General features: G+C 69.2%; 15 protein-coding genes. 2 read left to right on the plus strand and 13 right to left on the minus strand.

What is annotated here, in order from left to right; genetic code table 11:
* Nucleotides 1–32: 32 nt before the first annotated feature.
* Nucleotides 33–617, plus strand: a complete 585-nt coding sequence (locus tag ISP_RS40160; RefSeq protein ID WP_013229516.1) for a TetR/AcrR family transcriptional regulator — start codon at nucleotides 33–35, stop codon at nucleotides 615–617.
* A gap of 1 nt (nucleotide 618) precedes the next feature.
* Here ISP_RS40160 and murA read toward each other — a convergent pair whose 3' ends face one another.
* Nucleotides 619–1893 (minus strand): UDP-N-acetylglucosamine 1-carboxyvinyltransferase, encoded by a 1275-nt coding sequence (gene murA / locus ISP_RS40165; RefSeq protein WP_013229517.1) that lies wholly within the window; start codon nucleotides 1891–1893, stop codon nucleotides 619–621.
* Nucleotides 1894–1954: 61 nt separating this feature from the next.
* Between murA and ISP_RS40170 the strand changes: the two genes are divergently transcribed.
* Nucleotides 1955–2527 (plus strand): cob(I)yrinic acid a,c-diamide adenosyltransferase, encoded by a 573-nt coding sequence (locus tag ISP_RS40170; protein WP_013229518.1) that lies wholly within the window; start codon nucleotides 1955–1957, stop codon nucleotides 2525–2527.
* On the opposite strand, the gene aroA is transcribed toward ISP_RS40170, so the two are convergent.
* The 12 genes from aroA to ISP_RS40230 all read right to left on the minus strand — a co-directional run bounded on the left by aroA (nucleotide 2524) and on the right by ISP_RS40230 (nucleotide 13564).
* Entirely contained in the window at nucleotides 2524–3762 is a 1239-nt protein-coding gene (aroA, locus tag ISP_RS40175) for a 3-phosphoshikimate 1-carboxyvinyltransferase (protein ID WP_013229519.1), read from the minus strand. The two genes, ISP_RS40170 and aroA, sit on opposite strands and share 4 nt — an antisense overlap.
* 102 nt (nucleotides 3763–3864) lie before the next feature.
* On the minus strand, nucleotides 3865–4299 hold the full coding sequence (locus ISP_RS40180) for a DUF2550 domain-containing protein (RefSeq protein ID WP_013229520.1): 435 nt from the start codon (nucleotides 4297–4299) through the stop codon (nucleotides 3865–3867).
* 25 nt (nucleotides 4300–4324) lie between these two features.
* Nucleotides 4325–4690 carry a F0F1 ATP synthase subunit epsilon gene (locus ISP_RS40185; RefSeq protein ID WP_013229521.1) on the minus strand — a complete coding sequence of 122 codons (366 nt, stop codon included), beginning with the start codon at nucleotides 4688–4690 and terminating at the stop codon, nucleotides 4325–4327.
* 114 nt (nucleotides 4691–4804) lie between these two features.
* Nucleotides 4805–6232, minus strand: coding sequence for a F0F1 ATP synthase subunit beta (gene atpD / locus ISP_RS40190; RefSeq protein WP_013229522.1), 1428 nt, complete (start codon nucleotides 6230–6232; stop codon nucleotides 4805–4807).
* Nucleotides 6232–7170 carry a F0F1 ATP synthase subunit gamma gene (locus tag ISP_RS40195; protein WP_013229523.1) on the minus strand — a complete coding sequence of 313 codons (939 nt, stop codon included), beginning with the start codon at nucleotides 7168–7170 and terminating at the stop codon, nucleotides 6232–6234. Before ISP_RS40195 ends, atpD begins: the two co-directional genes overlap by 1 nt.
* Nucleotides 7171–7181: 11 nt before the next feature.
* The gene (atpA, locus tag ISP_RS40200) at nucleotides 7182–8822 is read right to left on the minus strand and encodes a F0F1 ATP synthase subunit alpha (RefSeq protein WP_013229524.1); all 1641 of its coding nucleotides are present in this window, start codon (nucleotides 8820–8822) and stop codon (nucleotides 7182–7184) included.
* A gap of 57 nt (nucleotides 8823–8879) precedes the next feature.
* Complete coding sequence (locus tag ISP_RS40205; protein ID WP_013229525.1) at nucleotides 8880–9704, minus strand: F0F1 ATP synthase subunit delta; 825 nt, start codon at nucleotides 9702–9704, stop codon at nucleotides 8880–8882.
* Nucleotides 9705–9709: 5 nt separating this feature from the next.
* Nucleotides 9710–10270, minus strand: a complete 561-nt coding sequence (locus ISP_RS40210; RefSeq protein ID WP_013229526.1) for a F0F1 ATP synthase subunit B — start codon at nucleotides 10268–10270, stop codon at nucleotides 9710–9712.
* A 30-nt stretch (nucleotides 10271–10300) separates the two neighbouring features.
* Nucleotides 10301–10564, minus strand: a complete 264-nt coding sequence (locus ISP_RS40215; protein ID WP_013229527.1) for an F-type H+-transporting ATPase subunit c — start codon at nucleotides 10562–10564, stop codon at nucleotides 10301–10303.
* Nucleotides 10565–10619: 55 nt separating this feature from the next.
* Complete coding sequence (atpB, locus tag ISP_RS40220; RefSeq protein WP_013229528.1) at nucleotides 10620–11405, minus strand: F0F1 ATP synthase subunit A; 786 nt, start codon at nucleotides 11403–11405, stop codon at nucleotides 10620–10622.
* A 510-nt stretch (nucleotides 11406–11915) separates the two neighbouring features.
* Nucleotides 11916–12359: a hypothetical protein gene (locus tag ISP_RS40225; RefSeq protein ID WP_013229529.1), complete on the minus strand. Its 444-nt coding sequence runs from the start codon at nucleotides 12357–12359 to the stop codon at nucleotides 11916–11918.
* A gap of 47 nt (nucleotides 12360–12406) precedes the next feature.
* Nucleotides 12407–13564 carry a glycosyltransferase family 4 protein gene (locus tag ISP_RS40230; protein ID WP_013229530.1) on the minus strand — a complete coding sequence of 386 codons (1158 nt, stop codon included), beginning with the start codon at nucleotides 13562–13564 and terminating at the stop codon, nucleotides 12407–12409.
* Between the last annotated feature and the right edge of the window lies 1 nt (nucleotide 13565).

Here is a 13565-nt window from a genome sequence, read left to right on the forward strand (position 1 = left end):
TACCGTTCCGTCCACCCGCTAGACTGTGCTCCATGGCACGCACCCCGACCGGCGCCGCGGTCCTCCAGCCCGAGGTCACGCAGGCGATCACCGACGCCGTCCTGAACGAACTCGCCGAGCAGGGCTACGGGCGCCTGTCCATGGAAGCGGTGGCCAAGCGGGCGGGGGTCGGCAAGAGCGCGCTGTACCGCCGCTGGCGGTCGAAGCCCGAGATGATCACCGCGGTCGTCGCGGAATTCAGCGTGACCCGCGCGGCCGACGTCGACACCGGCTCACTGCGCGGCGACCTGCGCGAAACGATGCAGGCCCTGATCGACTGGCTGACGCACCCGCTGTTTTCGCGCATCCTGCCGGACCTGGTCGCCGAGGGCGTGCGGAACCCCGAGACCGCGGAAAGCACGCGCACGAGCATCGGCGGCCCGCGGCGCGAGGTCGGCGAGGCGATGCTGCGCCGGGCCATCGCCCGCGGCGAACTACCCGCCGACCTCGACCTGGAAATGGCGCTGGACGTGCTGGCCGCGCCGATCTACTGGCGCCTGGTGGTCCGGCGGGCTCCCGCTGAGCCGGACTACCTCGACCGGCTCGTGGAGTACGCCCTGCGCGCACTGGGCGCGTGACTTACTTCCGCTCAGGCTCCCCCGCAACGCGCTTGATGTTCGCGCCCAGGCGGTTGAGGTTTTCGACGAAGTGCGGGTAGCCGCGGTCGATGTGGAAGACGTCCCAGACCTCGGTGACGCCGTCCGCGCACAGGCCGGCGAGCACCAGCCCCGCGCCCGCGCGGATGTCCGACGCCCAGACCGGCGCGCTCGACAGCCGTTCGACGCCGCGGACCACCGCGTGGTGGCCGTCCGTGCGGGCGTCGCCCGATAACCTGACCATCTCTTCGATGAAGCGGAACCGGGCCTCGTAGACGTTCTCCGTGATCATCGACGTGCCTTCCGACACCGCCGACAGCGCCACCGCGAACGGCTGCAGGTCGGTCGCGAAGCCCGGGTACGGCAGCGTCACCCAGTCGACCGCCTTCGGGCGCTCCGGCTGGACCACGCGGAAACCCTTGTCCCCGAACGTTTCGACGTCCGCGCCGGCCTGGTGCAGCTTGTTCAGCACCAGGTCGAGGTGGTGCGGGTTGACCCCGCGCACGGTGATGTCGCCACGGGTCATCGAGGCGGCGAACGCCCAGGTGGCGCCCACGATCCGGTCACCGATCACGCTGTGCGTGGTCGGGTGCAGCTGCTCCACGCCGTGCACGGTCAGCGTCGACGTCCCGGCGCCTTCGATCTTCGCGCCCATCTCGGTGAGCATCGTGCAGATGTCGACGATCTCCGGCTCGCGCGCGCAGTTGTCGATGACCGTGGTGCCCTCGGCCAGCACGGCCGCCATCAGGATGTTCTCGGTCGCGCCGACGCTCGGGAAGTCCAGCCAGATCTGCGCGCCGACCAGCGTCTCGGCCTTCGCGACGACGCAGCCGTGCTCGATCGTGCTCGTCGCGCCCAGCTTGCGCAGGCCGTTCTGGTGCATGTCCAGCGGGCGCGAGCCGATCGCGTCGCCGCCCGGCAGCGCGACGACGGCCTGCTTCAGCCGGCCGACCAGCGGCCCCAGCACGCAGACGGACGCGCGCAGCTTGCCCATCGCCGCCGAGTCCGCGCGGTGCGACAGCTCGGCCGGCGTCGTGATGGTGGCGGTGTCGCCCTCGATGACGACCTCGCAGCCGACGCTCCGCAGCACGTCGCCCATCAGCGGGACGTCGAGGATCTGCGGGCAGTTCGTGATGGTCGTGGTCCCCTCCGCGAGGAGGGCGGCGGCCATCAGCTTCAGCACGCTGTTCTTGGCGCCGACCACGTCGACCTCGCCGACCAGCCGGGCTCCGCCATGCACGTCGAAGTGCTCGCTCATGGCCGCCAATCATGCCCTCTCGCCCGGATTCGGCCCGGGCGGGGGCCGCTATGGTGGGTTCATGGTCGTTCGCATCAACCGCGTCTACACGAAGGTCGGCGACAACGGCACGACCGCGCTCGGCGACGGGTCCCGCGTGCCGAAGACGTCCCCGCGGCTGGGGGCGTACGCGGACACGGACGAGACGAACTCGGTGCTGGGTCTCGCGATCGCCGCCGGGCAGCTGACCGATGAGGTCGCGGACGTCCTGCGTGTGGTGCAGAACGATCTCTTCGACGTCGGCGCCGACCTCTGCCTGCCGATTTCCGACGATCCGCCGTACCCGCCGCTGCGGATCACCGAGAAGTACGTCGAGCGGCTCGAGGGCTGGTGTGACGAGTTCAACGAGCGGCTGCCGAAGCTGACGTCGTTCATCCTGCCGGGCGGCACCCCGGGGGCGGCGTTCCTGCACCAGGCGCGCACGGTGGCGCGCCGGGCCGAGCGGTCGGCCTGGGCCCTGCACGAGGCCGAGCCGGAAACGACGAACCCGGTGGCGGTGAAGTACCTGAACCGGCTGTCGGACCTGCTGTTCATCCTGGCGAGGCTGGCGAACCCCGACGGTGACGTCCTGTGGCAGCCGGGCGGGCAGCCCTAGATCCCCCAGCCCTCCCGCAGGGTCCCCAGCGCCTGGTGGAAGCCGGGGAACGTCTTCTTCACACAGTCCGGATCATCCAGGGTCACGCCGTCGACCAGCAGGCCGGTGATGCTGAACGCCATCGCGATCCGGTGGTCGCGGCGGCACGACACCAGCGTGCCCGTCGGCCGGCCCGGCTGGATCTCGATCCAGTCGCGGCCCGTCTCGACGGCGATCCCCATCGCGCGCAGGTTTTCCTCGCACGCGTCGAGCCGGTCGCACTCCTTGATGCGTGTGTTGTAGACGTCCTCGATGCGCACCGGGCCGGAAGCGAACGGGGCGATCGCGGCCAGGGTCGGGACCGTGTCGGAGATGTCCCGCATGTTCACCGTGATCCCGCGCAGGCCGTCCGACGGGCCCGCGACCGTCACCGAGTCCGGCCCCAGGTCGACGTGCGCGCCCATCTCCCGCAGCACGTCGGCGAACTTCACGTCCCCCTGCAGCGCCTCGGAACCCAGCCCCGGGATGGTCACCGTGCGGCCGGTGAGCGCCGCCGCGGCCAGGAAGTAGCTCGCCGTCGACGCGTCCGGCTCCACCGGGTACTCGCACGCCTGGTACGGCTGCGCCGGGACCACGAACGTCTGCCCCTCGCGGCGGACGTCGACACCGAAGCGGCGCATCATCTCCAGCGTGATCTCGACGTACGGCACCGACACGAGGTCGGTCACCGTGATCCGCAGGCCCTCCGCGGTCAGCGGCCCGACCAGCAGCAACGCCGTCAGGAACTGCGAAGACAACCCCGCGTCGAGGGTCAGCTCGCCGCCCTTGATGCCGTTCGCGCGGACCGTCAGCGGGTGGTGGCCCGGCTCGCCGCGGAACTCGAGTTCGACGCCCAGCTCCTGCAGGGCGTCGGTCAGCGGCCCCAGCGGGCGGCGGCGCATCTGGCCGGAGGCGTCGAAGCGGAACGTGCCGGTGCCGGCCGCGGCCAGGGCGGGCAGGAACCGGGCCGTCGTGGCGCCGTCCCGGCAGAAGACGTCGGCTTCGGCGACCCCCGGACCTGACGGACGGCCCTCGATGGTCCACTCGCCCGGCTGCCGGTCGACGCGGTAACCGAGCTCGGCCAGGCCCTCGGCGAAGCCCTCGGTGTCGTCCGAGTGCAGCGGGCGGCCGAGGACGGTGGTGCCGTGCGCGGCGGCGGCCAGGAACAGGCCACGGGCGGTGACGGACTTGGAGCCGGGGATCTCGACGAGAGTCACGTCTCGAGTCTACGGAGTGCCCGAAACGCGGAACTCACGTGATCCGGGGCGCAACTCGCGTGATTGAAGGGGCATCTCGCGTGATTGGCGGGGCGACACGGCTCAGGAGGCGCGCGGGAGGCGGCGGCCGGGTGGGGCGGACTCGAGCCACGAGAGGAAGCCGGTGAGCGCGCCCGGGCCCATGGCGATCTCGATCGCCTCCTGGGTCTCCGACTCGCAGCGCAGCACCGTCGAGCCCTCGGGAACCGCGTAGGCCTCGGTGCCGGAGGGGTCCCGGCGGTCGGCGATCTGCATGCTTTCGCGCTGGAAGACGCGGTCCGCGCCGGTGCGCAGGCTCCACACCCGGTACCAGACGAACTCGTCGCCCTCGTAGCGGCCGAGCCCCAGGTGCCAGCTCGACCGCGGGTTGTCCGGACGCCACCGCAGCGCGACGCTCACGCCACCACCGCGGCGCATCCGGATCCACCGCTGGCCGTACCAGGCGGCCAGCACCGCGAGCACGATCAGGAGCCCTGCTACGACCACGGTGATCTTCACGGCCCGGCTCCTGCCCGTCTCGCGCTCAGGCCGTCTGACCCGCTGCGCGGAGCTGGGCCGAGGCCCTCGCCCGCTCGGTTTCGTCGTCCCCGGTCAGGGCCGCCTTGGCTGCTTCGACGTCGATCTCGTCCGAGAGCTCGGCGCTCTCGGCGAGGATGCTCACCCCGGTGCCGGTCACGGAGAGGAACCCGCCGTGGACGGCCGCGCAGACCGTCTCGCCGTCGGTGGTCGTCACCTTGACCACGCCACCCTCGACCAGCTGCCCGAGCACGGGTTCGTGACCGGCCATGATGCCGATCTCACCCTCGGTGGTCTGGGCCACCACGAAAGTGGCAGTACCCGACCAGAGACGGCGCTCGACGGCCACCAGCTCCACGGACATCTCAGCCACGTAGCACTCCTTCGCTCGGGGTGTTACCACCGAGTGTAATAGGTCTGACTCGAGTTACGAGAACGGCGGGGGCCCGAGTCCACAGTGGACACTGCCCCCGCCGCGCTCGCGAGCTCACTTCTTGGTGATTTCCTTGTACTTCTTCTCGAGGTCCTCGAGGCCACCGATCCCCAGGAACGCCTGCTCCGGGTAGTGGTCGAAGTCACCCTTGGTGATGCGGTCGAACGACTCGATGGTCTCCGACAGCGGCACCGTCGAGCCCGGGATGTTCGTGAACGCCTCGGCGACCAGCATGTTCTGCGACAGGAACCGCTCGATGCGGCGCGCGCGCTGAACGGTCAGCTTGTCCTCTTCCGACAGCTCGTCCATACCGAGGATCGCGATGATGTCCTGCAGTTCCTTGTACTTCTGCAGGATCCGGATGACCTCGGAGGCGACGCGGTAGTGGTCCTCACCGACGATGGCCGGGTCGAGGATCGTCGACGTCGACGCCAGCGGGTCCACCGCCGGGAAGATGCCCTTCTGGAACACCGACCGGGAGAGCTCGGTGGTGGCGTCCAGGTGGGCGAACGTCGCGGCCGGGGCCGGGTCGGTGTAGTCGTCCGCGGGGACGTAGATCGCCTGCATCGAGGTGATCGAACGGCCCCGGGTCGAGGTGATCCGCTCCTGCAGCTGACCCATCTCGTCGGCCAGCGTCGGCTGGTAACCCACGGCCGACGGCATGCGGCCCAGCAGGGTCGACACCTCCGAGCCGGCCTGGGTGAACCGGAAGATGTTGTCGATGAACAGCAGCACGTCCTGGTTCTGGACGTCGCGGAAGTACTCCGCCATGGTCAGCGCGGACAGCGCGACGCGCATACGCGTGCCCGGCGGCTCGTCCATCTGGCCGAACACGAGGGCGGTGTCGTTGATGACGCCGTCCTCGGACATCTCCAGGAAGAGGTCGTTGCCCTCACGGGTGCGCTCGCCGACACCGGCGAACACCGAGGTACCACCGAAGTTCCGGGCGACGCGGGTGATCATCTCCTTGATGAGCACCGTCTTGCCGACGCCGGCGCCGCCGAACAGGCCGATCTTGCCACCCTGGACGTACGGGGTGAGCAGGTCGACGACCTTGAGGCCGGTCTCCAGCATCTCGGTCTTGCCCTCGAGCTGGTCGAAGGACGGCGCGTTGCGGTGGATGCCCCAGCGCTCGAGGTCGTCGCCGTAGCCGGGCTCGTCGAGGCACTCGCCGAGGGCGTTGTAGACGTGGCCCTTGACCTTGTCGCCGACCGGGACCGTGATCGGGCCGCCGGTGTCGGTGACCTCGGCGCCGCGCACCAGGCCGTCCTGCGGCTGCAGGGAGATGGTGCGGACGAGGTTGTCACCCAGGTGGGAGGCGACCTCGAGCGTCACCGTCTTGCGGAGCTGCTCGAACTCGATCTCGACCTTGAGGGCGTTGAACTGCTCGGGGACGGAACCGCGCGGGAACTCGACGTCGACGACCGGACCGGTCACCGACACGATGCGCCCCTTGGCGCGCGGGGCTTCAGTACTGGTCATCAATCATCACTTCCTGCTGCGGTGAGCGCGTTCGCGCCACCGACGATTTCGGAGATCTCCTGGGTGATCTGCGCCTGGCGGGCCTGGTTCATCTCCCGCGTCAGGTTGCCCACCAGGTCGTTCGCGTTGTCCGACGCGGCCTTCATCGCCGTCCGGCGGGCGGCCAGCTCGGACGCCGCCGACTCGAGGAAGGCCGCGTAGAGACGCGTGTTGATGTACTTCGGCAGGAGCGCGTCCAGCAGCTTGTCGGCACTCGGCTCGAACTCGTAGCTGGGGAGCAACCCGGCGGGCTTCTCCTCTTCCCCTTCGGAGTATTCGACCTCGAGCGGCGCAACGCGCTTGGCGGTCGGGCGCTGCGTCAGCATCGACACGAACTCGGTGTAGACGATGTGGATCTCGTCGACACCGGTGATGCCGTCGGTGTCGCCGTGCTCGTCGTCGACGCCGGCCATGAACGACTGGACCAGTGCCTCGCCGGCCGCCACCGCGCCGGCGTAGGTCGGCTGGTCGGAGAAGCCCGTCCAGCTGTCCTCGACCGGGCGGTTGCGGAACCGGTAGTAGTTAAGGCCCTTGTTGCCCGTGACGTAGACCTGCGGCTCCTTGCCCTCGGAACGCAGGAGGGCGAGCAGCTCTTCGGTCGCGCGCAGCACGTTGGAGTTGTAGCCACCGCACTGGCCCTTGTCACTGGTCACGACCAGGACAGCGGCCCGCTTCGGGTTCGGGCGCTCGACCAGCATCGGGTGGTCGAGGTTGGCCGCCGCACCGGCCAGCGCCGAGAGCACCTTGGTGATCTCGTCGGCGTACGGCCGGGAGGCGGCGACCTTCGCCCGCGCCTTCGTGATGCGCGCGGTGGCGATGAGCTCCATCGCCTTGGTGATCTTGCCGATCGACTTGGTCGCCTTGATGCGCGACCGGAGTTCCCGGAGTTGTGCGGCCATGAGCTATCAGCTCACTTCTTCGGGGCGGGCTTGTTGACCTTGACGGTCTCGTGCCCGACCTTGTCGGCGTCCATCGCGTCGGCGTCCGCCTCGACCAGGGACTTGCCCTCGGAGGTGGTGAACTCCTTCTTGAACTCGTTCACCGCGGCGACCAGCTTGTCGGCGGTCTCGTCCTCGAACTTCCCGGTCTCGCGGATCGCGCCCAGGATGTCGTCGTGCTTGCGGCGGGCCGAGTCGAGGAACTCGTGGTTGAAGCGGCGGACGTCCTCGGTCGGGACCGAGTCGTAGTGGCCGTTCGTGCCCAGCCACACCGTGCAGACCTGCTCCTCGACCGGGATCGGCGAGTACTGCGGCTGCTTGAGCACCTCGTACAGGCGGGCACCGCGCTCGAGCTGCGCCTTCGACGCGTCGTCGAGGTCCGAGGCGAAGGCCGCGAAGGCCTCCAGCTCGCGGTACTGCGACAGGTCGATCCGGAGCGAGCCGGAGACCGACTTCATCGCCTTGACCTGCGCGGCACCACCCACGCGGGAGACCGAGATACCCACGTCGATGGCCGGGCGCTGGCCGGCGTTGAACAGGTCCGACTGGAAGAAGCACTGGCCGTCGGTGATCGAGATGACGTTGGTCGGGATGTAGGCCGACACGTCGTTCGCCTTGGTCTCGATGATCGGGAGACCGGTCAGCGAGCCGGCGCCCAGCTCGTCCGACAGCTTCGCGCAGCGCTCCAGCAGGCGGGAGTGCAAGTAGAAGACGTCGCCGGGGAACGCCTCGCGGCCCGGCGGGCGGCGCAGCAGCAGCGAGATCGCGCGGTAGGCGTCGGCCTGCTTGGTCAGGTCGTCGAACACGATGAGGACGTGCTTGCCCTCGTACATCCAGTGCTGGCCGATGGCCGAGCCGGTGTACGGCGCGATCCACTTGAAGCCGGCGGAGTCCGACGCCGGGGCGGCGACGATGGTGGTGTACTCCATCGCGCCCGAGTCCTCGAGGGACTTCTTGACCGCGGCGATCGTGGAGCCCTTCTGGCCGACGGCGACGTAGATGCAGCGAACCTGCTTCTTCGGGTCGCCGGTCTCCCAGTTGGCCTTCTGGTTGATGATCGTGTCCACGGCGACGGCGGTCTTGCCCGTCTTGCGGTCACCGATGATCAGCTGGCGCTGGCCGCGCCCGATCGGCGTCATCGCGTCGATCGCGGTGATGCCGGTCTGCAGCGGCTCCGACACCGGCTGGCGCTCGACCACCGAGGCGGCCTTGAGCTCCAGCGCGCGGCGGTCGGTGGTCTCGATGTCGCCGAGGCCGTCGATCGCCTGGCCCAGCGGGTTGACGACGCGGCCGAGGTAGCCGTCGCCGACCGGCACCGACAGGACCTGCCCGGTGCGCTTGACCTGCTGGCCCTCTTCGATGCTTTCGAAGTCACCGAGGATCGCGGCACCGATGGAGCGCGCGTCCAGGTTCAGGGCGACGCCCAGGACGCCGCCGGGGAACTCGAGCAGCTCGTTGGCCATGGCCGAGGGAAGGCCCTCGACGTGGGCGATGCCGTCACCCGCGTCGATCACGACGCCAACTTCTTCCCGGCTCACGTCCGGGGCGTAACTCGAGACGTAGTTCTCGATCGCGCTACGGATCTCATCCGAGGAGATCGTCAGCTCGGCCATGTCTTTCCCGCTCTCGCTTCGTTCTTGCCAGTATGCAAAGTCTTGTGTGACCTGGGGCTATGCCCGGGCCAGCCGCTTGCGCAGCGCCGCCAGCTGCCCCGCCGCGCTCCCGTCGATGACCTCGTCGCCGACGCGGACGACGAGCCCGCCGCCGAGCCGGGGGTCGACCTCGACGTGCAGCGCGATCGGCCGCCCGTAGATGGCGTCGAGCTTCGCGCCCAGCTGGGCGGTCTGCTCGTCGGACAGGGCGTTCGCGCTGGTCACGTAGGCGACCGAGCGCTGGCGCCGCTCCGCGGCCAGCTTGACCAGCTTGTCGAGCCCGACGCCGACGCCGCGGCCCTTGGCCCGGCGCACGACCTGCTCGACGAGGGTCTCGGTGACGACGTCCACCTTGTCGGCGAACAGCCCGCGCACCAGCGTGCGCTTCGCGTCGGCGGTACCGGTCAGGTCCGACAGCGCCTTCTCGAGCTCGGGGTGGTTGGCCACGACCCGCGCGACCTGGAAGAGCTGGGACTCGACGGTGTCGACGTTCCCGGTCTTCTCCGCCGAGGTGAGCAGGGCCGAGCGGCCGAGCGACTCGAGCCCGTCGGTCAGCTCACGAGGGCTGGACCAGCGGCTGCCCGCCACGGCGTCGAGGACCTTGAGGGCCGGTTCGGACAGCTTGCCGTCGAACAGCCGGCGCACCAGCTCGGTGCGCGCCTCCGGCGTCGCCGAGGCGTCGCTCACCGCCCGGCGCAGGCCGATTTCCCGGTCCAGCAGGTCGACGACCGAGAGCAGCTCGTCGCCGACCGTGGCGGCATCGGCTCCCGCGTCGGCCAGAACCTCGCCGAGGCGTTCCTCGGCGAGGCTGAGCGCTTCGCGGCTCGCAGCATGCAGCGTCATTCTGGTTACTTCCCCGCTCCGTTGGAAGCACCGGCGGTCTCCAGCTCCGCGAGGAACCGGTCGACGGTGCCGCGGCGGCGCGCCTCGTCCTCGAGCGACTCGCCGACGATGCGGCTGGCCAGCTCGACGGCGTTGCGGCCCATGTCGGCCCGCAGCTCCGCGATGATCTGCGCCTTCTGGGCCTGCAGCTGGGCCTGCCCCTGGGCGACGATGCGCTGGGACTCGGCCTCCGCGTCGGCCCGCAGCTCCGCCTTGATCTGCTCGGCTTCGAGCCGGGCGTCGTCGCGGATCTTCGCGGCTTCGGTCCGGGCCTCCTGGAGCTGGGCCTTGTACTTGGCCAGTGCCTCTTCGGCCTCGGCCTGGGCCCGCTCGGCCTTCTCGATGCCTCCCTCGATCTTCTGCGCACGCTCTTCGTACGCGGCCTCGAAGCGAGGGACGACGTACTTCTTGAGGATGAACAGCAGGATCAGGAAGGCGACGATGCCGAGGATCAGCTCCGACGGGTCCGGAACGATCGGGTTGTGCGTTTCGCCCTCTGCGGCGAGGACAAGGGCACTGTTCAGCACGGCGTCTCCTTAAAGCGATGAGCCGAGGACTCAGGCGCCGGCGGCGGAGGCGATGAAGTAGATGACGATGCCGATCAGGGCGAGCACCTCGGTCAGCACGAAGGTCGAGAAGCCGATGCCCTGCAGCTTGCCCTGCGCCTCCGGCTGGCGGGCGGTGCCGTTGATGACGGCGGCGAAGATCAGACCCACACCGATGCCCGGGCCGATCGCGCCCAGGCCGTAACCGATGGCGGCGAGGCCGGGGTTGATGTTGACGGCCTGCGTGGCGGCCTGGGCCAGAACGATGTTGCTCACGTGCATTTCCCTTCACTTCGGTCCACGCGCTCGCGTGGATCGGGGGCTTGTGTTCTCAGTGCTCCGACGCCAGCGCGGCGCCGATGTACCCGGCCGACAGCAGGGCGAAGATGTAGGCCTGCAGCACCTGGATGAAGGCCTCGAGGAACGTCATCCCGATGGCGAAGATCCACGCCACCAGGGAAACCGGCTTCAGCGCCCAGCCCGAGGTCTCGGTCAGCAGGAAGGTGCCGCCGAGGGTGAACACCGCCAGGATCAGGTGACCCGCGAACATGGCGGCGAAAACACGGATGGCGAGCGTGAGCGGGTTGAGGAAGAACTTCTCCGCGAACTCGATCAGCGCGAAGAGCGGCAGCACCGGGCCCGGCACGCCCGGCGGCGCGAGTTCCTTCTTGAAGTACCCCTTGAACCCGTGCCGCTTGAACCCGACGAAGTGGTACACCGGGTAGACCACGAGGACCGACAGGGCGACCGGGAAGCCGAACCGCGCCATGGTCGGGAACTGCAGCAACGGGATGATCCCGTAGAGGTTGTTCACCAGAATGAAGGTGAACAGTGCGAAAACAAGCGGCACGAACGGCTTGAAATCCTTCGAACCGATCTGCTCGCGCGCAATGTTGTTGCGGCTGAAGTCATAGATCGACTCAGCGACGAACTGTCCCTTGCCCGGCACGACCTTCAGCTTGCGGGTCGCCAGCAGGAAGTACGTCGCGATGATGACAACCGAAAGCACGACGAGCAGCATCGGCTTGGTGACTCCGCCGAACAACGCCGGCAACTCGAAGCTTTCGGCGCCGGGCGGCGCGAACGTCGCACCCTCGGCCAATACCAGCGCGCCCACTGGGCTCCTTCCGGTTCTCCCGGCCGGCGTTCACTCCGCCGGGGGAATCGTCACGATCTGGACTTAACGTACCCGATACGTATCGGGACGTCGGAGGCGGCTACCCCACAGTTCGCAGAACACACCTTCACGTTCTGCACACGGGGTTGTCTCGCGTGAACACTGCCCTGCGGTCTACTTCGGACCAGCGGCCGGACGGCGGAACTACACGGTCGCCACTCTGCTGATCGCGGTTCGTCTGAGGGAGTGCGCGGTCGAGGCCGCCACCCTTGACGCGGACCATACCAGCAGGTCAATCAGTGCCGGACAGGCGTACTCCTAACCAACCGATCAGCCCAGGACTTAGGTCCCGGGTGGTCCCGGGACCCAGGTCCGGTGCGCGCCGGGACCCGGCCCGGATCACCGCAGGCAAGGGGTCCCGGTCACTGTCCGCGACGCGCACGAAAGCGCACTTTTGTGGCGCCGGTCACACTCAAGCGGCCGCAGGCGAGGGCACGAAGAGTAACGGCGTCAGGACGGGATGATCGTCGGGATCTTCGTCTTGCGGAAGGCGGCGAACTCGGCCGCGGCGGCGAGGAGGATGGCCACGATCATCGTGATGCCGAGCGACATCGGGTGCAGCGCGGTGACGCCCTTCAGCAGCGTCAGCGCCCCGAAGAGCACGACGACCTTCACGACGTACCCGCCGAGCGCGATGACCATGACGAACATCGGGTCCTGGCCCGCGCTGAACTTCATCATGCCCAGTGTGGACAACGACGCCAGCATGGCGAGCACGCCGCCGACGAGCGAGCCCAGGAAGCCGGGCAGGCCGTTGAGGATGCTGAACAACGCGATGCACACCACCACCGCGGGCGGGGTCACCAGCAGCGAGGCCTTCGTCATCGCGCGGGCCGCCTGCAGCACCACCTTGGCGTGCGGGTTCTCCTGCTCGTGCGTTTCGGCTTCGCTCACACCTGGCTCCCTGCTCGGTTGCCCCCGAGTGTAGAGACTCCCGCGGGTCAGGTCCCCGGCTGGTTGCGCGAGCGCAGCCGCGGGACGACCGAGACCACCACCGCGAACACCAGCCCGACGCCGATGATCCACAGCGCCGCGGCGTCGTCGAACAGCGTCACCGACACCGCGCCGAACGCGAGGATCCCGGCCCACAAGTAGATCAGCAGGACCGCGCGGCGCTGGGAGTGGCCGATTTCCAGCAGGCGGTGGTGCAGGTGCATCTTGTCGGCGGCGAACGGGCTTTCGCCGCGGCGGGTGCGCCGGACGACCGCCATGATCAGGTCCAGCATCGGCACGAACAGCACCGCCGCCACGACCACCAGCGGCGAGAGCAGCGCGATCGCGTCCTTGCCGCTGAACTGCGGGTACGGCACGCGCCCGGACGCCGACGTCGTCGCGCCCGCGAGCATCAGGCCGATCATCATCGAGCCGGAGTCGCCCATGAAGATCTTCGCGGGCTGGAAGTTGTACGGCAGGAAGCCCAGACACGCGCCGGCGAGCGTGGCCGCGATCAGCGCGGGCGGGTAGGTGCCGACGTCGCCGCCGGAGCTGTCGAGCAGGCCGAGGGAGAACGCGCAGGTGGCGGCGGCCGCGATGAACCCGAGGCCGCCGGCCAGCCCGTCGAGGCCGTCGACGAAGTTCATCGCGTTGACCATCACCACGACCATCACGACGGTGAGCAGCGCGCCCTGGTTCTTGTCGAGCACCAGCACCGAGCCGAACGAGGCGCCGGTGCCGCCCCACGGCACCCAGAACGACACCCACTGCACGCCGAAGATGACCAGGATCCCGGCGCACATGACCTGGCCGGCCAGCTTCGTCCAGGCGTCCAGCTCGAACCGGTCGTCGAGCGCGCCGATCAGGGAGATGACGCCCGCGGCCAGCAGCACGCCGACCGAGTCGAACGAGGCGTCGAAGCCGTGCGACAGCGCGGGCAGCTGGTGGGCCAGGCCCATCGCGCCGGCGACGCCGAGGAAGATGCCGATCCCGCCCATCCGCGGGATCGGGGCGACGTGCACGTCACGGGCACGGGGGTTGGCGATCGCGCCGACGCGGATCGCGATCCGGCGGACGACGCCGGTGAGCAGGTAGGTCACGGCCGTCGCGGTCAGCGCGACGAGGATGTATTCCCGGATGGGGAGGAGACCGGATGTGGGCGGCACG

Source organism: Amycolatopsis mediterranei (genome assembly GCF_026017845.1).
Taxonomy (GTDB): domain Bacteria; phylum Actinomycetota; class Actinomycetes; order Mycobacteriales; family Pseudonocardiaceae; genus Amycolatopsis; species Amycolatopsis mediterranei.

Bases quoted from the DNA above. Each gene is read 5' to 3' on its own strand.
- ISP_RS40205 (WP_013229525.1), bottom strand. From the start codon at position 9,704: ATGACGCTGCATGCTGCGAGCCGCGAAGCGCTCAGCCTCGCCGAGGAA.
- murA (WP_013229517.1), bottom strand. From the start codon at position 1,893: ATGAGCGAGCACTTCGACGTGCATGGCGGAGCCCGGCTGGTCGGCGAG.
- ISP_RS40160 (WP_013229516.1), top strand. From the start codon at position 33: ATGGCACGCACCCCGACCGGCGCCGCGGTCCTCCAGCCCGAGGTCACG.
- atpD (WP_013229522.1), bottom strand. From the start codon at position 6,232: ATGACCAGTACTGAAGCCCCGCGCGCCAAGGGGCGCATCGTGTCGGTG.
- atpA (WP_013229524.1), bottom strand. From the start codon at position 8,822: ATGGCCGAGCTGACGATCTCCTCGGATGAGATCCGTAGCGCGATCGAG.
- ISP_RS40170 (WP_013229518.1), top strand. From the start codon at position 1,955: ATGGTCGTTCGCATCAACCGCGTCTACACGAAGGTCGGCGACAACGGC.
- ISP_RS40195 (WP_013229523.1), bottom strand. From the start codon at position 7,170: ATGGCCGCACAACTCCGGGAACTCCGGTCGCGCATCAAGGCGACCAAG.